The sequence below is a fragment of the Nocardia stercoris genome, assembly GCF_003696265.1.
GTDB classification, from domain to species: Bacteria; Actinomycetota; Actinomycetes; order Mycobacteriales; family Mycobacteriaceae; genus Nocardia; species Nocardia stercoris.
Window position 1 is genome coordinate 85,054 of sequence record NZ_RFFH01000015.1, and the last position, 19,599, is coordinate 104,652.

The following is a 19,599-nucleotide window of genomic DNA, read 5'->3' on the forward strand; positions in this document are numbered from 1 at the left end:
GATTGCCGTCCACGCCTGCTCCTGCTCTTCTGGTCTCATGACCTTCCGCTACCCGGACGACGTTCCCGTCCTCACCGACGGTGTGGTCGTCCTGCGCGCGCATCGCGAACAGGACTTGGACGCCATGGTCGAACACTGCCGCGACCCGGAGATGGTTCGCTACACGACCGTTCCCCGCCCGTACAGTCGCACGCACGCCGAGGAATTCCTGGCCCTCGCGGCGCGCAATTGGACCGAGTCCGCGCCGAATTCGGAACGGGTGTGGGCGATCACGACGACCGATCCCGAGCGGAACGGGCGTTTCTGCGGCGGCATCGATTTCCGGCCGACCGGAACAGGCACGGCGACAATCGGATTCGGGCTTCATCCCGCGGCCCGCGGCCACGGCCTCATGGCGCGAGCCGTGGACCTGGTCCTCGACTATGCCTTCACCCACGGCGTCGAAGTCGTCCACTGGAGCGCGATCGTCGGCAACTGGGCGAGCCGTAAAACGGTGTCGCGACTGGGTTTCCGCTACGAGGGCATCATTGGTGACTTCGTCCTCCAACGCGGCCGACCACAGGATGTGTGGACCGCCTCCCTGCACCGGGACGATCCCCGCCGCTCGAGCGAGCCGTGGCCGGTGGAGTAGCCCTTTCATGTGGGGGAACAGGATTCGTGCCAGCTGTGTCATCGTCGCCGCGGAGGCACGGTTGTGGAAATGACGCCGGCGATGGTGGCCCGCGAGTGCGGGACCAGTATCACCGTGCTCTTCCGACGGTGGGCCGAGCAGCAGGGGGCTGCGGTGCGGGATTTTCCGCGGGCCCTGGAACAGTTCGCCGAGGAGTACCGCATGATCGACCGCGAGGCAGCCGATCGGCTGGAACTGCGGTTCCGGAGGCGGGAGGACCGCCCGCTCACCGAGAAACCGTTGCTGGACCGGCGATTACAGAACTCGGTGCACTGGTACACCAGCGGCGGCCACCGCGACCTCAACGAGGCGCTGCGACATCCCGGCCTGCTCGACGACCCGGCGATTCTGGCCCGGCGGGACGAGCTCGCCGAGGCATTGGACCTGCTGCCCGAATTCCACGGCATCGTCTACCGCGGTGTCGACCTACCCCGCAATGTCCTGGCCCAGTATCGGCCCGGCCGGGTCGTGATCGACCGCGGATTCGTCAGCACCAGCATCCATCCGGAGGAGATGTTCGCGGGGTCGACCCAGATCGCGACCATCTCCCGCACCGGTCGTTATGTGGCGCCGTTCGCGATGCGGCGGCTGGAAGCGGAGGTAACGTTCAAGGACGAGAGCGCCTTCGAAATACTGCACCGCTGGGATGACCCGGACACCGGGCGCACCGTCATCTACCAGCTGGACCGATCGGAGGACATCTGATGATCGAGATCGACGGCCTGATCTTCGGCACCCCAGAGGAATTCGGCCTGCAGCCCACCGCCCCAGCCGAGCGGGCCGCCCTGATCCAGGCCCTGGACGAGGCCCTCCACTCACACCGTCGGAACGACAACGACGCATCTGCTCCGATCCGAGAATCGCCGCGCACCAGCGGGCAAGACGGGAACCCGAACGAGTAAGTCGGCAATGTGCGTACCGTGGCGTGCCGAGTACGCCCACCGAGGAATGGCTCGCCTACTTCCAGTGGAACACGGATCGGCAGCGACCGACATGCAACAGGCCCTCCCCGGATGTCCGGGAAGGGCCTGTGGTCTGGAGCCGCCTGGGGGAATCGAACCCCCGACCTTTTCATTACGAGTGAAGCGCTCTACCGACTGAGCTAAGGCGGCGTGCCTTTCGGCGGTGCGAGTCTATCGTCTCGGGGGCGGAATGTGAAAACCGGCGGGTGGGGGCGGTCAGGAGGTGCGGGCGGCGAGCAGGCCGGCGACCATGGCGGCGACGGCGAAGCGGGGTTTGACGTTGAGGTCGAGGGCTTCGCGGCAGGCCAGGACGGCTTCCAGGGAGCGCAGCAGGCCCTCGGGGCGGATGGTGTCGGCGAGTTCGCGGATCTGGTCGGGCAGGTCGGGGTGGGTGAGGGCCACCCCGGTCGCCGCGCCGCGGGTGCCGGTGGTGGCCGCGCCGAGGCGGACGGCGAGCGCGTCGCGGTAGAGGCCGGCGACGTCGATGAGGGCGCGGTCGAGTGCGTCGCGGCCGGTGCGGGTGGCACGGGACTTCTGGCGCCGTTCGAGATCCTTCAGCGCACCGGCCGAACCTCGGGTGGCCGACGCGGTGCCCTTGCCGGTGCCGCCCGCGCCGAGCGCGGTGGCCAGCTCGTCTTTCTCCCGCTCGTCGCGGGAGGCGCTGACCTGCTTGGCCTCGTCCTCGGCCGACTTCACCAGCTCGTCGGCGGCCGCGTAGGCCGCGCCGGGGCGGGCGGTGGCGCCGACCAGGGCGAGGGCGCGCTGCCGGCGGGCACGCGCCTGATCGTCGGTGGCGAGGCGGCGGGCGCGGCCGACATGACCGCCGCTGATCGATGCGGCCCAGTCCGCCACATCGGCGGCCAGGCCGTCGCGCTCCCGCAGGACCTGCGCGATCGCAGGCACCGACGGTGTCACCAGATGAACGTGGCGGCAGCGCGAGCGCAACGTCACCGAGATGTCCTCGGGGTCCTCCGAGGGCGCGCAGAGCAGGAAAACCGTTCGGGCGGGCGGTTCTTCGACCACCTTCAGCAGGACGTTGCCCGCGGCCTCGGTGAGCCGGTCGGCGTCCTCGACCACGACCACCTGCCAGCGCCCGGTACTGGGCCGCCGCGCCGCCACCTGCACGATCTCGCGCATCTCCTTGGTACCGATGCTCAGCCCCTCGGGCACGACCCGGCGCACGTCACCGTGGGTACCGGCCATGGTCGTGGTGCAGGCATGGCACTGCCCGCACCCAGGGGTACCGGGGTCGGTGCACTGCAGGGCCGCGGCGAAACACAACGCCGCCACCGACCGGCCCGACCCGGGCGGGCCGGTGAACAGCCACGAATGCGTCATCGCCGACGACGGCACCCCACTGCGGGCAGCCACGGCCGCCGCGGTCAACTCGGCCCGGACCGCATCCTGCCCGACCATCCGATCGAAGACGCTCGCCACGGCTTACACCCTAGATTCCCGCGTTCGCGCGCTGATACGTGGTGTTCGCGCCGTCGATCGACTCGCGCACGATATCGGCGTGACCACTGTGGTGGCAGAGCTCGCGGAAGATGTGCAGCAGCGTGAAACGCACTGTCCACCACACCCGTTCGGGCCGCCACGGCGAGGTGGGCGTGGGGATCAGGGTGTCGAGGTCGTCCACGGTGCGGATCAGCTCGGTGGTCTGCGTGGCGAGGGCGTCCCACTCCGCCAGCAGCCCGGCCACTGTCTCGTCCTCGGCCATGACGTATTCGCCGCCGAAGCGGGAGATGTCGAGGGTCGCGTTCTCGTCCCGGTCGCGGATGACTCCGGTCCACATCCGCTCACAACTGATCAGGTGATGCAGCAGACCACCGAGCGTCAACTCGCTGACAGTGCTGCGCAGCCGGGCCTGCTCGTCGTCGATGCCGGTGAACGGCAGCCGCGCCAGCGCGCGCTGACTGTCCAGCATGGCGATGAGATCGGTACGTTCCTGGTCGAGCGCGGCCTCGGTCATCGGGTGCCCTTCGGATCAGCGATTCGGTCGCTACCGACGCTACGCCGGGTCACTGACAGAATCGCGGCCCCGGACACAGCCGCACACCAGGGATCCCACGGCGACTCCCGAGACCGCCGACCGAGCCGGCGGCGGCCGCGAGAACGGCGACTCAGACGCTCGCCGACTCCGAGGCAGGTTCGGACGGAACCGCCTTGGCCGCAGCCTTCTTGGCGGGAGCCTTCTTCGCCGCGGCCTTCTTGGCCACCGCCTTCGTGGCCGTCTTGGCGGCGGTCTTGGTCGCCGTCTTCTTGGCTGCCGTCTTCTTCGCGGCGGTCTTCTTCGCCGGCGCCTTCTTGGCCGCCTTCTTCGCGGCCTTCTTCACCGGCGCCTTGGCCCGGCGATCGGCCAGCAGCTCCGAAGCCCGCTCGTCGGTGATGGATTCGACTTCGTCGCCCTTGCGCAGGCTGGCGTTGGTCTCACCGTCGGTGACATACGGGCCGAACCGGCCGTCCTTGATCACCATCGGCTTACCGGTCGCCGAGTCGGCGCCCAGTTCACGCAGCGGCGCGGCCGCCGAAGCCTGCCGACCGCGGCGCTTCGGCTCGGCGTACAACGCCAGCGCCTGCTCCAAAGTCACTGTGAACAACTGCTCTTCGGTCGCCAGCGACCGAGAGTCGGTGCCCTTCTTCAGGTACGGCCCGTACCGGCCGTTCTGCGCGGTGATCTCCTCACCCGTGGCCGGGTCGGTACCGACCACGCGCGGTAGCGAAAGCAGTTGCAGCGCTTCCTCGAGCGTGACCGTCGCGGTGTCCATACCCTTGAACAGCGAGCCGGTGCGCGGCTTCGGCGCGGCCGCCTTCTTCGCGCCCTTCTTCGGTTCGGCGTCGAGATCGGTGGCCGGCTCCGGCAGGATCTCGGTGACGTACGGCCCGAACCGGCCCTCCTTGGCCACGATTCGGTGCCCGGTCGCCGGGTCGACACCCAGCTCGCGGCCCTCCTGCGGAGTGGCGAACAGCTTCTCGGCGGCCTCGGGGGTCAGCTCGTCGGGGGGCAGGTCGTCGGGCAGGTTGGCCCGCTGCGAGATCGGGTCGCCGTCCGGGTCGTCCGGGTTGACGACCATGCGCTCGAGGTACGGACCGAACCGGCCGACCCGGACCACCACGTCGCGGCCCTCGGAATCGACGAACAGCTTGATCGAGTTGATCGACCGGGCGTCGATGTCGTCGAGGTTCTCCCCGACCATCCGCTTGAGCCCGCCCGAACGCGCCACCGAACCCTCGGCACCGTGCTCGCCACCGAAATAGAAGCTGGACAACCAGTTTCCGCGCTGTTCGCGGCCGCCGGCGATGTCGTCGAGGTCGTCCTCCATGGCGGCGGTGAAGTCGAAGTCCACCAGCCGGCCGAAGTACGCCTCCAGCAGCCCGACCACGGAGAACGCGACCCAGGACGGCACCAGCGCCGAACCACGCTTGTACACGTAACCGCGATCGAGAATGGTCTTGATGATCGAGGCGTATGTCGACGGCCGGCCGATGCCGAGGTCTTCCAGCGTCTTGATCAGCGACGCTTCGTTGTACCGGGCCGGCGGATTGGTGCTGTGCCCGTCCGGGTTCAGCTCCGCGGCCGCGACCTGCTGGCCTTCGGTGAGCGCGGGCAGCCGCGACTCCGCGTCGTCGGACTGGCTCTCCGATTCCTCGTCCACGCTCTCGACGTAGGCCTTGAGGAAACCGGGGAACGTGATGGTGCGGCCGGACGCGGAGAACACGCAGTCCTCACCGGTACCGGCGTGGCCGTTGATCTTCACCGTCAGCGTGGTGCCGCGCGCGTCGGCCATCTGCGAGGCGACCGTGCGCTGCCAGATCAGCTCGTACAGCCGGAATTCGTCGTTGTCGAGCCGGCCGTGCAACTGTCCGGGCGTGGCGAACGTGTCACCGGACGGGCGGATCGCCTCGTGCGCTTCCTGCGCGTTCTTGACCTTGCGGGTGTACTGCCGCGGCGTCGGGTGCACGAACTCGGAGCCGTAGAGCTGCGTCGCCTGGGCGCGGGCCGCGGCGATCGCCGACTCGGACAGCGTGGTCGAGTCGGTACGCATATAGGTGATGTAGCCGTTTTCGTACAGCCGCTGCGCTACCCGCATGGTGCGCTCGGACCCGAAGCGAAGCTTGCGAGCGGCCTCCTGCTGCAGCGTCGAAGTCATGAACGGCGCGTACGGCTTTCGGGTGTAGGGCTTGGATTCGACCGAGTCGACTCGGAAGTCGACACCGTGCAGGGCTTCCGCCAGCCGGCGGGCCCGGGCCTCGTCCAGCACGGTCACGCCCGCGGTCTTGACCTGGCCGTCGGATCCGAAATCCCGTCCGCCGGCGACGCGCGCGCCGTCGACGCTGATCAGCCGGGCACCGAAATTGCGCGGGTTCGCGACATCGCTGCCCCCACCGGTGTCGAATTTCGCTGCGATATCCCAGTATTCGGCGGTGCGGAACGCCATCCGCTCGCGCTCACGCTGCACGATGATGCGGGTCGCCACCGACTGCACCCGGCCCGCCGACAGTTTCGGCATGACCTTCTTCCACAGCACGGGACTGACCTCGTAGCCGTAGAGCCGGTCCAGAATGCGCCGGGTCTCCTGGGCGTCGACCAGGTCGTTGTCCAGTTCGCGGGTGTCGGCAGCGGCGGCCAGGATCGCGGGTTTGGTGATCTCGTGGAACACCATGCGCCGCACCGGCACCTTCGGCTTCAGCGTCTCCAGCAGGTGCCAGGCGATGGCCTCGCCCTCGCGGTCGGGGTCGGTGGCGAGGAAGAGTTCGTCGGCGTCGGCCAGCAGGTGTTTGAGTTCGGAGACCTTGGCCTTCTTGTCCGGGCTGACCACGTAGATCGGTTCGAAGTCGTGGTCGACGTCGACGCCCAGGCGCGCCCACGGCTCGCCCTTGTATTTGGCGGGGATGTCGGCGGCGCCGCGAGGCAGGTCACGGATGTGGCCGACCGAGGCCTCCACTACATAGCCCGAGCCCAAGTAGGGCGCGATCTTCTTCGCTTTGGTCGGGGACTCGACGATGACGAGACGACGCAGGGGCCTGCCGTGTTCCGAAGCTCCGGCTGTGGTCGGCGCTGCACCGCGGTCTCGTGTTGCCACCGGCGAACACACCTTTCCGTTTGGTCCCGCGCGGCATACGGGCGCTGCGCGCGGTGTGGGGCATGGCGGCGACCTGTGATATCGCCCGCCAGGGACGTTTATACCGTGTCGACGGCGTTGCCTTCGGAAGACCGAAGCAGCGCACCTCCGGTTCGGCGTGTTGGATCGCCCCGTGTTCCGGTCAAGTGTAGCGGTCCCACATACGGCTCGTCCCCCACCGCAGCATGCGGTGGGGGACGAGCAGGTGTGTTGTTGTGGCTACTCTCAGGAGAGCGCGCGAACACCGGTGGCCTGCGGGCCCTTGGTGCCCTGGCCGACCTCGAACTCAACCTTCTGGTTCTCTTCGAGGGTACGGAAGCCCGTGCCCTGGATCTCGGAGTAGTGAACGAAGACGTCGGCGGAGCCGTCCTCGGGCGCGATGAAGCCGAAGCCCTTCTCCGCGTTGAACCACTTCACAGTTCCCTGTGCCATTCTGCTGTTCCTTCTCTTTCCCTACCGGAACGGTGGAGCAAGTAGGTTCGCCCACCGGGTCCGTTCCGACCGCCGTACTCTGTTCCCCCTGCAAGGAAAGCAACAAGTACCGCGTTCGCAACACGATCCTGCTGACGGTTTGGACTTTCGATCCGTTCCCTCGAACACAGAAGCTTGCGACCAGGGACCACTTAACCATGTCTTCGAGCAATTCGACAGCCGGGTTACCGACAATTTGCAAATCGGATGATCTTGCGAATGCGCAGGTGAGGGGCTCGGTGGTGAAATCCATACTTCAGGTAGGTTTGCTTTCCGATAACCGGTCGAACATGCAGCATTTCGGGCCAGAGACGGATCATCGCTTGGAAGCCAATTGGTACAGTGAGCTGGTAAGACGCACACGGTTCACACCGACCGCGCGGTACGAGGTCTCGATCCGGTGACTTCGGACCGCAGCAGCCTCGGAACTCCCCTCGCCACGATGCCCAGTTATGGTCGATCGTTGCTCGATCGTGTCCTTGCGGGGGTCGACTCCGACCCTAACGGCACCCAGCGCGCGCGGCTCACGCATGTGACCGAACTCCCAGCCCGAACCGCCCAGCTCACGGCCTGGCCACAGTGGTTGTCCCCCGACGTGGTCACCGCGGTCGAGGCCACCGGGATCGCGGCGCCGTGGACGCACCAGACGCAGACCGCGGACCTGGCGGCCGACGGCGCGCACGTCGTCGTCGCCACGGGGACCGCCTCGGGAAAGTCGCTCGGCTACCAGCTGCCCGTGCTGAACGCGCTGCTCGAGGACCCGCGAGCCACCGCGCTGTACCTCTCGCCCACCAAAGCGCTGGGTGCCGATCAGCTGCGCGCGGCGATCGAACTGACCGGGGAAGGACCGCTGCGGGATATTCGTCCGGCCGCCTACGACGGGGACACTCCCGCCGAGATCCGGCGCTGGGTGCGGGAGAACTCGCGCTGGATCTTCACCAATCCCGACATGCTGCACGCCGGCATCCTGCGCTCGCATCAGCGCTGGGCCCGGCTGCTGCGCAGGCTGCGCTATGTGGTGATCGACGAATCGCACGCCTATCGGGGTGTCTTCGGTTCGCATGTGGCCCTGGTGATCCGCCGGTTGCGGCGGCTGGCCGCGTATTACGGTGCGGACCCGGTATTCGTGCTGTGCTCGGCCACGACGGCGGATCCCCAGGTCAGCGCCGCGCGACTCATCGGCGCGCCCTGCACAGCGGTCACCACCGACGGGTCTCCGTGTGGCGCGCGCACGGTCGCGCTGTGGGAGCCGCCGCTGCGCACCGGCGTGACCGGCGACAACGGCGCCCCGACCCGCCGGCCGGCCACCGTCGACGCGGCCGGAATCATGGCCGGCCTGGTAGCCGAGGGTGCCCGGACGCTGACCTTCGTCCGCTCCCGGCGGGCCGCGGAAGTGGTCGCCATCGATACCCGGAACCTGCTGGCCACGGCCGCGCCGGAGCTCGCCGACCGGGTCTCGGCGTACCGCGCTGGATACCTGGCCGAGGATCGGCGCGAGCTCGAGACGGCGCTGTCGGACGGGTCGTTGCTCGGTGCCGCCACCACCAACGCGCTCGAGCTGGGCGTCGATATCGCCGGTCTGGATGCCGTGGTGATCAGCGGTTTTCCCGGGACCATCGCCTCGTTCTGGCAGCAGGCCGGGCGGGCCGGGCGCCGCTCACAGGGCGCGCTGGTGGTGCTGGTGGCGCGCGACGATCCGCTCGACATCTACCTGGTCAACCACCCGGAAGCGCTGCTCGGCCGGGCGGTGGAGGCGGCGATCATCGATCCGCGCAATCCCTATGTGCTGGGTCCGCACCTGCTATGCGCGGGCCTGGAACATCCGCTGACCGACAGTGAGATCGAGGAGCTCGGCGCGGGTTCGGTGATCCGGGAACTGGCTGCTCAGGGGCTGGTCCGCCACCGCCGGCATCCGCGTCTGGGTGGCCGCTGGCACGTCACGGCGACCACCCCGCCGCACGACGAAGTGGACGTCCGAGGGGGTATCGGCGCCACCGTCGCGATCGTCGACGAGGAGACCGGGCGACTGCTCGGCACCGCCGACGCCGGGCGGGCGCCGGCCACCCTGCATCCGGGGGCGGTCCACTTGCACCAGGGCGAGACCTTCGTGGTGGACGACCTCGATCTCGAGACCGGTATCGCCTTCGTGCACGCCGCACAGCCCGGCTGGACCACCCGGGCCCGGTCGGTGACCTCGATCGAGCTGGGCGAAGTCGAGCACGAACGGGCGCACGGCGGGGTGACCGCGGGGTTCGCGCAGGTCAGCGTCACCAGTCAGGTCGTCGGGTATCTCCGCACGCTCTCGACCGGTGAGGTGCTCGACGCGGTCGAGCTGACCATGCCGGCGCACACCCTGCCGACCAGAGCGGTTTTCTACACAGTGACCGAAGAACTGCTGATCAGAGCCGGTATCGGGCCCCGAGACGTGGCCGGTGCGCTGCATGCGGCCGAGCACGCCGCGATCGGCATGCTGCCGCTGCTGGCCGGCTGCGACCGCTGGGATCTGGGCGGAGTGTCCACCGCCGAACATCCCGCGACCGGGCTGCCCACCGTGTTCGTCTACGACGGACACGCAGGTGGCGCCGGTTTCGCCGAGCGTGGATTCGCCCGCCTCCGGACCTGGTTGAGCACCACCCGATCGGCGATCGAATCGTGCCCCTGCCCGTCGGGTTGCCCGTCGTGCGTGCAGTCACCGAAGTGCGGCAACGGCAACAACCCGCTCGACAAGGCCGGTGCGGCGGCGCTGCTCGCGGCGGTGCTGGACGAACTTCCCGAGCACTGGTCAATCGACCTGGATATTGATACGCCGCAATCGTGACCGCCGGGCAATAGGACCGCATCCACGGTGATACCCGAAGGTAACCGGACAAGCGCTTGGCATGCCCACCGAAGCGGACACATCAACCCGGTGCCCTATCGAATAAAAAGGATGGATTTTATGTTAACTACGCCATTGCCTAACGACCGATAGGTTTTGCTCACATTTCGCGGTCGAGGAGTCGAGCGGCACGCCCCTATTCGCGGGTATCGAATTGCCTACAACCTATTGGACGGCATCCCCCCTGTCCTTCCGATGTGAATGTGGCTGAGGTCACGGAATGGGACCGAACACCAACCGTTCGGTATTCACCGTGGTCAGGGCTGCTCGGTGAGACCCGCTCGTGCGGTCGCGCCGACGATTCTCGAGCCGATCGGACCGAGCGAAACCGACGCCTCCACCACCACCAGAACATCCCATCCCGCGGCCGCGCAGGACCGCAGCCGAACCCCGGCCGCATCGGTGACCGTCCGCGCCCGCGCACAAGCCACCACCGTCCCCTCGTCCAGCGCCCCCGCGGCCGCCAACGCCCCCAGATCGGCCGCCGACTGCGCCCGATGCCGCGCCACCACCGCCACCCCGACCTGAGCGACGAGCACTGTCACCACCAGCAGCGCACTGAGCGCCAAGCAGGCGGTCACAGTCGCGCCGCCATTCTCACGGGTGAGAACCCCGGGCATGCGCGCGCGGGCCGCTCGGCGGTGGCCGGCCGCCAGATCGAACCCATCAGCGGTGATCGCGGCGCCGCCCGGAGTGCACCGGCACGTGGTGCGAATTTCGCGACGGCGTCGGTCGCGGATCACTGCACCACGCCCGGCTCGGGTACCGCCACCGCCTGTGCGTGCAAGACCAGCAGCGGTAGCAGTGGCGTGCGTGCTGTCACGTCGGCGACGATGCGGTCCGACTCGAGACGCAGGGTCACCTCCGCGCCCGGCGGACCGACACGACGTGCGGACGGAACGGCCTGATCCGTCGCACCCCGCGCGGCCAGCCGGGCCGCCTCGCGCGCGGCATCGACGCACCGCACCTGGGTGCCGGCCGCCAGCACCGCGCCGAGGCAGAGCGCTACCGCGATCACCAGAGCCGACAGCGCGATCGCCGCCTCCACCGTCACCCCGCCGGCGTCGGCGGCGATCGGTTGCCGGCCCGCGTGCGCCACTACACGCTGGTCTTCAACGCCTTGTCGATGATCTGAGTCAGCGCGTTGACGATCGAATCCCCGGTCACCACCGTGTACAGCACGGCCCCGAACGCCGCCGCGGCGATGGTCCCGATCGCGTACTCCGCGGTGCTCTGCCCCTCTTCCCCGGCGACCGCTGCCGCCGCGAACGCGCGGACCCGCGTCCCGGCGCGCTGCACTGCCCCACCCCGTTCGCGCAGTCCCCGTGCCGCCGAGACCAACCGCTCCCCCGCACGATGCGCCAGAACCGTCCGCACGATCAGCGCTCGCGGCAATCCGTTGGTGCCCATCGATATCCCGCTCCCGCGCACGGGCACGACCTCCCCGGCCGGCAACGGGTCCACTGCGAGCGGCAAGGGTTCCACCGCGGGCGACCGCAGCTCCGACCCACCGAGCTCCTGCGGTTCCTGACGAACCGATACGGACGGCACCGGCAATTCCGCCTGCGGCAACGCTGCGCCGACGGACTGATCGCGCAGTCGCGCGCCCGCAAGTTCGGCCAGAGCTCTGCCCGTCGAACGCAATTGGTCGAGCAACCAACGAAGCAGGTTGTGGCGCTCGAGCGCACCATCCCGCTGTTCCGAAACCTCCACCCGAGACCGGACCGCGCCCCACAGCCGCCGACCGGACATCCGCACCATCGTGATCAACACCGCCACACCCCTTTTCCCCATCGACCGAATCTGGACCGTTCCCCCGCACAACACTTGCCGGTACCGCGCCCTGAGCACCGAACCCACCTCGACGGTCGCCAGTGACCGCGCCGCCACGACCAGCAGCCCGCGCGACGTCGCGAGGGTCCCGGTCACCTCCCGCACCCGTCTTGTCGCCCCGCGGAGCAATTGCCGCGTCGTCGACGTGAGCGCAGGCCGACCCGAAGCCTTCCCGCCGACCACCGAAATCGACGCGGCCACACCGCTCCACGGACTGCGCCGCGCCACAGCTACTCGGAGCGCCCGAGAGAATCGCGTCCGGTTCATTACCGACCAGAACCGAAACCCGAACCCACGGGCCATCGCAAACAGCCGGCCCCCAGCCCACCAGCGCGAATCCGACCACACCGCCCGCAACCGAAGCGCCCGGCGAAATTGCTTCCGGGTCACGCCGATTGGCGGCTGTGGTGCAGGCCGGCGTACGGGGACACGGGATCCGTTCGGAGCACGCACCGCAGCCGATCGCGAGGTCGCAGCGACTCCGAACCCCGGCTGACACCTGCATGCCGGCACCGAGCAGCCCGCTTCGTCCGAGCAAGAGGCGAAGGACGCGTCGGGCTGCGGCCCAGTCGCTTCGAGTTGAGATCGGCCGAGTGGACCCGATTGTGGCCCAGGCACGTCCGATCGCGATCGGTCGAGGGAGTCGGGCTGCAAGCCAAGCTCTTGCAGTTGTGATCGACCGAGCAGGTCCGGTTGCGGCCCACGCGCGTCCAGTGGCGATGCGACGAGCGAGTCCGGCTGCAGCCCAGGCTCGTCCGGTTGCGGTCCACCGAGCAAGCCGGGCTGCGGCCCACCCTCGTCCAGTCGCGGTCCACCGAGCAAGCCGGGCTGCGGCCCACCCTCCTCCGGTTGCGGACCACCAAGCGAATCGGGTTGCGGACCACGCGCGTCCGGTTGCGGCCCACCGAGCAAGTCGGGCTGCGGCCCACCCTCGTCCGGATGCGGCCCACTGGGCAAGTCGGGCTGCGGCCCGCCCTCGTCCGGATGCGGCCCACCGAACAAGCCGGGCTGCAGCCCAGGCTCGTCCGGTTGCGGTCCACCGAGCGAATCGGGTTGCGGACCAAGCGCGTCCGGTTGCGATTGGCCAAGCGAGTCGGGTTGCAGCCCAGGCTCGTCCAGTCGCGGTCCACCGAGCGACTGCCCAAGCACGTCCCGTTCCGATGGGTGGAGCTGGTCGGGTTGCAACCCAGGCTCTTCCAGCTGGGCTGGGGCGGGCGGATCCGGCCGGATCGGCTGCGGCTGGGCCGCCGGTCGTGTGGTGTTCACAGGTGTCCCCTTTCACCAGGTCCGGGGCGGCGGGTCCGCGCCGGAAGGTTCGAGTCGTCGCGGCGGTCATCGCAGGCCTGCGCCCAGTACTCGGCCGGCCAGGCCGATTACCACCGGCACGATGCCGAGGCAGACGAACGCCGGGAGGAAGCAGAGGCCTAGTGGGCCGCTGATCAGGACGCCGGCTCGTTCGGCGCGAGCGGCGGCGGCGTCCTCGATCGCACCGCGGCGCTGCTGGGCTAGTTCGGTGACCGCGTCGGCCAGCGCGGCACCGGAACGGGCTGAGCGGCAGGCCAATCGAGCGAGGGCGGTGGTGTCCTCATCGGCGGCGTCGTCGGCTGCGCGCTGCCAGGCGACAGTCGGATCGGCGCCCAGCGCCAGCAATCCGGCCGCCTGGGCCAATGCGGTGCCCAGCGGCTGTGGGGCGATCGGCGCCACAGCACGAGCCGCCACCGCGACCGGCAACCCGGAACGCAGACATCCGGCCAGCAGATCGAGAGCCGACGCCGCGGCGAGCGGATCGAGGCGCGGACGCTTATCCGGTCCCGCCGGCTGCGGCGCAGCGCCGGCCGACAGGGCGCGCAGGCGGAGGCCCGAACCCGTCGACGTGGGCAGAAGGACCAGGGATCCCGCGACCGCGGCCGACGCCCAGACTGCCGCGGCCATCATGGCCGCCACCCGCGGCCCGCGAGTGTGCACAGTCGGACAACGGATCCAGCCGATACCGGCAGCAGCACCGACAAACCCGCGTCCGCGAACGACGCCCGGACGGTTGCAACCATCATGGCCGCCACCCCCGGTCCGCGAATGTGCACAGTCGGACAACGGATCCAGCCGATACCGGCAGCAGCACCGACGAACCCGCGGCCGCGACCGGCATCCACACCGAGGCCGTCATGACACCGACCCGCGGGTGATGAGGTCGGTCCACAGCAGGCCGGCGCAGGCCAGGGCGACGCCGAGCGGCAGGACCACCGCGCCGGCCGGAGTGCCGAACAGCACCCGGATCGGGGCGGCTCCCATTGCTTCGCCGAGCGCCAAACCGAGCAGTGGGAGGCCCGCCAGCACGGCGGCGCTCGCGCGGGCCCCGGCCAGTGCGGCCGCGGTACGGGCGTGAAAACGCATGCGGGAGACCAGGTCCGCGCGGGCAGCGGCCAGGAGTTCGGCCAGTGGCAAACCGTGATTCTCGGCGACCTGCCAGGCGTCGGCGACTCGTGCGAGTTCTGCCGCCACGACCGCGTTCGGGTCGCGTAGGCCGTCGGCGGCCGACCCGCCGAGCCGGCCGCGGGCCGCCCCGACCGCGAAGGCGCGGGCGGTGTCGCCGTCGGCTTCGGCAGCCGCCAGCTGGGCCGCGGTACTCGGGTGGGCGCCGGCCCGCAGTTCGGCCACGACTGCCGCGAGCGCGGTGGACAGCGCCCGCCGCTCGGCGACTCGTACCCGCTGCCGCCGCGCCGCCCGCGACCGCACCCAGGCCGTACCCGCGGCCAGTGCGACCGCCGTCCCCGCTCCGGCACCCCACCACACGGCGATCACCGCGGCCAGGACAGCACCGACCACACCGGTATTGCGCGACAACGCCTTCCGCGTAGGCGCCGCACCGAACAGTGCCCGGAAACGGCGTCGGGACACCGGCACCGGCACCGTCAGAAGCGCGGCGGCGGCCACAATCAGCGCCGCGCTCATGCGCACAGCCGTTCTGCGAGCAACGCGTGCAGCCGGTCGGCCGCCGGAGCCGGTGCGCCGTCGGCGCGCCAGGCCGGTTCGATGCGGACTCGGCCATCGGAGTCGCGGACGACCATGCCGATCTCACGGAGGCCGCGGGTACCGTCAGCGCGACGGTGGACGTGCAGGACGACGTGGACGGCGGCGGCCAGCTGGCTGTGCAGAGCAGCGCGGTCCATGCCGCCCAGGGCGGCCAGGGCTTCGAGGCGGGCGGGGACCTCCTGCGGTGAGTTCGCGTGGACGGTGCCGGCGCCGCCGTCGTGGCCGGTGTTCAGGGCGGTGAGCAGGTCGACTACCTCGGCGCCGCGCACCTCGCCGATCACGATGCGATCGGGGCGCATGCGCAGGGCCTGCCGGACCAGGTCGCGGACCGTCACCGCGCCCGCACCCTCGACGTTCGCGGTGCGGGCGACCAACCGGACCACGTGCGGATGCGGTGGCGCCAGTTCGGCGGCGTCTTCGACGCAGATGATGCGTTCGGCCGCATCGACTTTCGCCAGGAGACCGGAGAGCAGGGTGGTCTTTCCGGCTCCGGTGCCGCCGACCACCAGGAAGGCGATCCGGGCCGCGACGATCTGTTCCAACAGCACCTTCGCGGCCGGAGCCACCGCGCCGCCGGCCGCGAGGGCGTCGAGTCCCTGTGCGGCCGGGCGCAGTACACGCAGCGACAGGCAGGTACCGCCGTGGGCGATCGGCGCGAGTACCGCGTGCAGCCGCACACCGAACGAATCACCCAGCACCGCATCGAATTCCGGCAGTCGGCCGTCGACCCAGGGCTGGGCGTCGTCCAAGCGCCGGCCCGCCGACAAAGCGAGGCGCTGCGCCAGCCGGCGCACCGCGGCCTCGTCGGCGAAGCAGACCGAGGTGCGCCGCAACCCGTGCCCGCGGTCGACCCACACCGCGTCGGGCCCGGTGACCAGCACGTCGGAGACCTGCGGATCGTGCAGCAGCGGTTCGAGGACACCGGCCCCGGTCAGCTCGGTCTGCAGCAGCCGCAGGGCGCGCAGTAGGTCCGTATCCCCCAGTACTCCGGCCGATTCGGCCCGGATCGCGGCTGCCACCCGGACCGGATCGGGGTCGCCCGGTTCGACCGCCAGCCGCTCCCGGATCCGGTCCAGCAGCTCCGGCGTGACCACCGGGTCGCCGCGGCGCCCGTCGTCCGCGCTCATCGCGCCACCGCCAATTCGGCTGCGACGGCCAGTGCGGCGGTGCGCAGTGGCCCACGTCGCACGCGCAGCCCGCCGCGCTCCAGGTCCCCGTCGAGCCCCGGCTGCGCACGCACCACCGCCAACAGCGGAAGGCCCAGTGCCGCAGCGACTTCGCTGCCGTGCAGGCCGCCCGGCGCCGGCCCGCGAACCAGCAAGCGGCACCGCGGATTTCGGCGGCCGATGTGGACGGCCGCCGTGCGGGCGGCCGAGATCGACCGCAGCCGGGCGGGCACCACCAGCACGACCAGGTCGGCACCGTCGAGCATCTGATCGGCCGCCCGGCCGCGCTGGGTGGAGACATCGCAGACCACCAGATCGCCCGCGGCGCGACCCGCCTCCAGCACGGCTCGCACTGCGGCAGTGCCGATTTCGATCGGTGCCTCACTGCCGGTCGGGCGCGCACAGGCCAGGACCGCCAGCCCCGGCGCCGCGGTGGGCAACGCGTCGTGCAGGGTGGCGGCGGCGACCCGGCCGTCCTGGATCACCAGATCCGGCCAGCGCGGACCGGCCACCGATTCGATGCCGAGCAGCAGATCGAGACCACCTCCGTGCGGGTCGCCGTCGACCAGCAGGGTGTGCGGCCGCAACCGGCCGGTGCCGGTAAGCGCGACGGCCGCGGCCAGGGTGGAGGCGCCCGCGCCCCCACCGGCGCCGGCGACGGCGACCACCAGCCCGTCACCGGTGCCGCGACCGTCGCGCTGCGCGAAGACCTCGATCACGTGCTCGGCCGCTTGGGGCAGCGCATACACCCGGTCGGTACCCACCGCGGCGGCCGCCCGCCATTCCGCCAATCCCGGCTCGCCGACGGTCATCAGCAGGACCCCCGGCCGGCGCGCGAGACCGGCCGCGGCGCACTGCTGGGCCGAGACGGTGTCCAGGATCACCAATTCCGCAGCGGCCCACAGGGGTCGGCCGACCGGTCCGGGTTGTTCGTCGAGCGGCCGGTCGGCCGCGGCGGCGATGCGCCGGATCTCCTCGCGCAGCCGATGGTCGGCCAGCAGGACCAGTGCGGGGGAAGCCGGGCTCGGTGCGGAGTTCATACCGGTCAGCGTGATCGCGCACACCAGCAGTGGCGACCGGCCTTACGGCGAGTGTGGACAACTCGCACCCTGTGGATGAAAACAGAACGCCGAGTTACAGGAAAAGGGACCGGCCCGGCCGGAAATAGAGGACGGCCCCAGCCGGGGGGGGAGGAGGCTGGGGCCGTCGAGGTTCAGCCCCGGGGGGTCGGGCTGAACACGCCTGGACCATGTCCAGGTGCCAGCAATACTACACCCAGCACCGGTCCGGGGCGCAAGTCCCGAAACTGGAAATTTCGAGGTAGCGAGCCTGTGTCTCCCGGACGACAGGACGGTGTGGCACCGAGGCTCCGGACCGGGCGCGGCCTCCTATTCTGTATCCGTGACGGCCGAGGCCAACCAGATACCGGAAGCCGGTGAAACGCCGCGACCCCGCACTCGGGTCGCCGCGTTCTTCGACCTGGACAAGACCGTGATCGCGAAGTCGAGTGCCTTCGTGTTCAGCCGACCCTTCTACGATCAGGGCCTGCTCAACCGCCGGACGGTGTTGGAGAGCAGCTATGCCCATTTCCTGTTCCTGCTGTCGGGCGCCGACCACGACCAGATGGAACGGATGCGCGAGCACCTCACCAAGATGTGCGCGGGCTGGGATGTCGCGCAGGTCAAGGCGATCGTCGCCGAGACGCTGCACGAACTCGTCGAACCACTGATCTTCGCCGAGGCCGCGAACCTGATCGCCGACCACAAGATTCGCGGTCACGACGTGGTGATCGTCTCGGCGTCCGGCGAAGAGATGGTCGCCCCGATCGCCGCCGCCCTGGGCGCCACGCACACCGCGGCCACCCGCATGGTGATCGAGGACGGCAAGTACGCCGGCAGCGTCGAGTTCTACTGCTACGGCGAGGGCAAGGTGACCGCCATGCGGCGGCTCGCCGAGGAGCACGGTTACGACCTGTCGCAGTGCTACGCCTACTCCGATTCGATCACCGATCTGCCGATGCTGTCGGCCGTCGGACACCCGACCGCGGTGAATCCGGACCGGAATCTGCGCCGCGAGGCCACTTCCCGGGGCTGGCCGATCCTGACCTTCAGCAACCCGGTCTCACTGTGGGCCCGGTTGCCGGCGGCGTCCACCACGACCGTGGCCGCGACCGCCGCGGTGGGGATCGCCGCGCTCGTGGCCGGCGCGGTCAGTTACCGCCTGTTGCGCAGAAACCCGCCTGTCTGAGCCGGTCAGCGGACGCGGATCGTGCCGTCGCGGTGCCCGAAAATACCGCTGACCGGGGCGGATCATTGAAATTTCGCACAGCCCTTGATGTGAGTGCGGTCACAGGGTAACAATGGTGGCACGGAAGGACGGAAGGCCTAGGCCGCACCGGAAGAGAAGGTTCGGTCTCCCATCCCATCCCTTCCCAGCACGGACGCCAGGCACCCACGCGGAGCGCGCCGCGACAAGGGCAACAGCGTTGTGGGCTTGCGACAACCGGAAATTCGGCGGCGAACGCCTCGCACGGGTTGCGAGGATGAACCGGCCGGGACCGGCAGATCGCCGAGGCCGAACAGGACACAACCCGATCAGCACGCTTGGTAACCGGGCTGTCCGTGCTTGCGGGCGGTGTTTCGCACAGACGATGCACCGCCCGCAGTAATGTCCGCACACTATTACCCGCGAGGTGCCCGCCGGGCTAGCCGGTCGCCGAATCCGCGATCGACTTGGCTTCGCGGGCACCGTCTTCCAGTGCGCCACAGCAGAACACCACCCAGCCGCCGACCCCCGCCGCGGTTCCGGAACCGAAACCCGCGGCCGCGTCGGCGTACGCTTGCGCGCGCCGCAACCAGAACACTTCCGGCACCCCGAGGCTGTGCGGATCCAGTCCGCTGGCGACCGTGACCAGCCGTGAGGCCGCGCGCGCGACGATGCCGTCCGCGGAACCGAAGGGGCGCAGCGACAACAGCTCACCGTGCACGACCGCCGCCACCACCGGCGCGGGCGCTTTGGACCCGAGCACGGTCTGGGCCAGCAGGTCCAGGCGCTCGGCCACCCCCGGCACGGACCGCGGCCGGCCGAGTTCCTGTGGATCGGCGACCAGATCGGACGCGGCCAGCAGATGCAGGCGGGCCAGCGCCTGCAGCGGTGCCCGCTGCCACACCCGGACCAGGTTCTGCAGCGCCTCGCCGTCGAGGGCCTGCCCGACCCGCAGCGCGCCGGCCAGGATCGGGTCCTCGACCTGCCCGTCCGCCGGGATGTCGGTGCTTCCGCCCTCCAGCGCGGCCGACGAGCGCGCCGCCCGCACCGCGGCCTCCGCGGCCGTGGTCGGCCAGCCCCGCCGGTTGGCGCGGTGCCGGTGTACCTCGGCCAGCGCGTCGCGCGCTTTCACCGCGGCGTCGCCGACACCCGGCAGCTCGACCAGTGGCTGCAACACATCACTCACCGCCCACACGCTACC

The 19,599-nt window shown here is 70.1% G+C and carries 17 protein-coding genes and 1 tRNA gene; 5 read left to right on the plus strand and 13 right to left on the minus strand.

The genetic code is table 11. From position 1 onward, the window contains the following. Positions 1-37: 37 nt before the first annotated feature. From EBN03_RS26485 to EBN03_RS26495, 3 genes are all read left to right on the plus strand, one after another. Entirely contained in the window at positions 38-631 is a 594-nt protein-coding gene (locus EBN03_RS26485; RefSeq protein WP_122190853.1) for a GNAT family N-acetyltransferase, read from the plus strand. A 69-nt stretch (positions 632-700) separates the two neighbouring features. Further along, complete coding sequence (locus EBN03_RS26490) at positions 701-1,375, plus strand: ADP-ribosyltransferase family protein (RefSeq protein WP_122190854.1); 675 nt, start codon at positions 701-703, stop codon at positions 1,373-1,375. Then, complete coding sequence (locus EBN03_RS26495) at positions 1,375-1,572, plus strand: hypothetical protein (protein WP_122190855.1); 198 nt, start codon at positions 1,375-1,377, stop codon at positions 1,570-1,572. Before EBN03_RS26490 ends, EBN03_RS26495 begins: the two co-directional genes overlap by 1 nt. 134 nt (positions 1,573-1,706) lie before the next feature. Here the strand turns inward: EBN03_RS26495 and EBN03_RS26500 are convergent. The 5 genes from EBN03_RS26500 to EBN03_RS26520 all read right to left on the minus strand — a co-directional run bounded on the left by EBN03_RS26500 (position 1,707) and on the right by EBN03_RS26520 (position 7,187). Beyond that, positions 1,707-1,782 (minus strand) — tRNA-Thr (locus EBN03_RS26500). Positions 1,783-1,848: 66 nt separating this feature from the next. Then, positions 1,849-3,069: a DNA polymerase III subunit delta' gene (locus EBN03_RS26505; protein ID WP_122190856.1), complete on the minus strand. Its 1,221-nt coding sequence runs from the start codon at positions 3,067-3,069 to the stop codon at positions 1,849-1,851. Positions 3,070-3,079: 10 nt separating this feature from the next. Then, positions 3,080-3,604 carry a mycothiol transferase gene (locus EBN03_RS26510; RefSeq protein WP_122190857.1) on the minus strand — a complete coding sequence of 175 codons (525 nt, stop codon included), beginning with the start codon at positions 3,602-3,604 and terminating at the stop codon, positions 3,080-3,082. A gap of 151 nt (positions 3,605-3,755) precedes the next feature. After that, on the minus strand, positions 3,756-6,716 hold the full coding sequence (topA, locus tag EBN03_RS26515) for a type I DNA topoisomerase (RefSeq protein ID WP_122190858.1): 2,961 nt from the start codon (positions 6,714-6,716) through the stop codon (positions 3,756-3,758). A 264-nt stretch (positions 6,717-6,980) separates the two neighbouring features. After that, on the minus strand, positions 6,981-7,187 hold the full coding sequence (locus EBN03_RS26520; protein WP_019044597.1) for a cold-shock protein: 207 nt from the start codon (positions 7,185-7,187) through the stop codon (positions 6,981-6,983). A gap of 481 nt (positions 7,188-7,668) precedes the next feature. Between EBN03_RS26520 and EBN03_RS26525 the strand changes: the two genes are divergently transcribed. Continuing rightward, complete coding sequence (locus EBN03_RS26525) at positions 7,669-10,044, plus strand: DEAD/DEAH box helicase (protein ID WP_122190859.1); 2,376 nt, start codon at positions 7,669-7,671, stop codon at positions 10,042-10,044. Positions 10,045-10,361: 317 nt separating this feature from the next. On the opposite strand, the gene EBN03_RS26530 is transcribed toward EBN03_RS26525, so the two are convergent. From EBN03_RS26530 to ssd, 7 genes are all read right to left on the minus strand, one after another. Then, positions 10,362-10,724, minus strand: coding sequence for an Rv3654c family TadE-like protein (locus EBN03_RS26530; protein ID WP_122190926.1), 363 nt, complete (start codon positions 10,722-10,724; stop codon positions 10,362-10,364). A gap of 119 nt (positions 10,725-10,843) precedes the next feature. Further along, positions 10,844-11,203, minus strand: a complete 360-nt coding sequence (locus EBN03_RS26535; protein ID WP_233608656.1) for a TadE family type IV pilus minor pilin — start codon at positions 11,201-11,203, stop codon at positions 10,844-10,846. Then, positions 11,203-11,403: a DUF4244 domain-containing protein gene (locus EBN03_RS35265; RefSeq protein ID WP_233608665.1), complete on the minus strand. Its 201-nt coding sequence runs from the start codon at positions 11,401-11,403 to the stop codon at positions 11,203-11,205. Before EBN03_RS35265 ends, EBN03_RS26535 begins: the two co-directional genes overlap by 1 nt. A gap of 1,866 nt (positions 11,404-13,269) precedes the next feature. Further along, complete coding sequence (locus EBN03_RS26550) at positions 13,270-13,872, minus strand: type II secretion system F family protein (protein WP_233608657.1); 603 nt, start codon at positions 13,870-13,872, stop codon at positions 13,270-13,272. A 225-nt stretch (positions 13,873-14,097) separates the two neighbouring features. Next, positions 14,098-14,886 carry a type II secretion system F family protein gene (locus EBN03_RS26555; RefSeq protein WP_122190861.1) on the minus strand — a complete coding sequence of 263 codons (789 nt, stop codon included), beginning with the start codon at positions 14,884-14,886 and terminating at the stop codon, positions 14,098-14,100. After that, positions 14,883-16,094, minus strand: a complete 1,212-nt coding sequence (locus EBN03_RS26560) for a TadA family conjugal transfer-associated ATPase (protein WP_122190862.1) — start codon at positions 16,092-16,094, stop codon at positions 14,883-14,885. The genes EBN03_RS26555 and EBN03_RS26560 overlap by 4 nt, the downstream gene beginning before the upstream one ends. Further along, positions 16,091-17,173, minus strand: coding sequence for a septum site-determining protein Ssd (gene ssd / locus EBN03_RS26565; protein ID WP_122190930.1), 1,083 nt, complete (start codon positions 17,171-17,173; stop codon positions 16,091-16,093). The genes EBN03_RS26560 and ssd overlap by 4 nt, the downstream gene beginning before the upstream one ends. A 313-nt stretch (positions 17,174-17,486) precedes the next feature. Between ssd and EBN03_RS26570 the strand changes: the two genes are divergently transcribed. After that, positions 17,487-18,380: an HAD family hydrolase gene (locus tag EBN03_RS26570; protein WP_407671243.1), complete on the plus strand. Its 894-nt coding sequence runs from the start codon at positions 17,487-17,489 to the stop codon at positions 18,378-18,380. A 457-nt stretch (positions 18,381-18,837) separates the two neighbouring features. Here EBN03_RS26570 and EBN03_RS26575 read toward each other — a convergent pair whose 3' ends face one another. Beyond that, a complete protein-coding gene (locus tag EBN03_RS26575) occupies positions 18,838-19,584 on the minus strand; it encodes an oxidoreductase (protein ID WP_122190932.1) in 747 nt (248 codons plus the stop codon). Between the last annotated feature and the right edge of the window lie 15 nt (positions 19,585-19,599).

Bases quoted from the DNA above. Each gene is read 5' to 3' on its own strand.
- EBN03_RS26485 (WP_122190853.1), top strand. From the start codon at position 38: ATGACCTTCCGCTACCCGGACGACGTTCCCGTCCTCACCGACGGTGTG.
- EBN03_RS26490 (WP_122190854.1), top strand. From the start codon at position 701: ATGACGCCGGCGATGGTGGCCCGCGAGTGCGGGACCAGTATCACCGTG.
- EBN03_RS26495 (WP_122190855.1), top strand. From the start codon at position 1,375: ATGATCGAGATCGACGGCCTGATCTTCGGCACCCCAGAGGAATTCGGC.
- EBN03_RS26510 (WP_122190857.1), bottom strand. From the start codon at position 3,604: ATGACCGAGGCCGCGCTCGACCAGGAACGTACCGATCTCATCGCCATG.
- EBN03_RS26520 (WP_019044597.1), bottom strand. From the start codon at position 7,187: ATGGCACAGGGAACTGTGAAGTGGTTCAACGCGGAGAAGGGCTTCGGC.
- EBN03_RS26525 (WP_122190859.1), top strand. From the start codon at position 7,669: ATGCCCAGTTATGGTCGATCGTTGCTCGATCGTGTCCTTGCGGGGGTC.
- EBN03_RS26530 (WP_122190926.1), bottom strand. From the start codon at position 10,724: ATGCCCGGGGTTCTCACCCGTGAGAATGGCGGCGCGACTGTGACCGCC.
- EBN03_RS26550 (WP_233608657.1), bottom strand. From the start codon at position 13,872: ATGATGGCCGCGGCAGTCTGGGCGTCGGCCGCGGTCGCGGGATCCCTG.
- EBN03_RS26555 (WP_122190861.1), bottom strand. From the start codon at position 14,886: ATGAGCGCGGCGCTGATTGTGGCCGCCGCCGCGCTTCTGACGGTGCCG.
- EBN03_RS26560 (WP_122190862.1), bottom strand. From the start codon at position 16,094: ATGAGCGCGGACGACGGGCGCCGCGGCGACCCGGTGGTCACGCCGGAG.
- ssd (WP_122190930.1), bottom strand. From the start codon at position 17,173: ATGAACTCCGCACCGAGCCCGGCTTCCCCCGCACTGGTCCTGCTGGCC.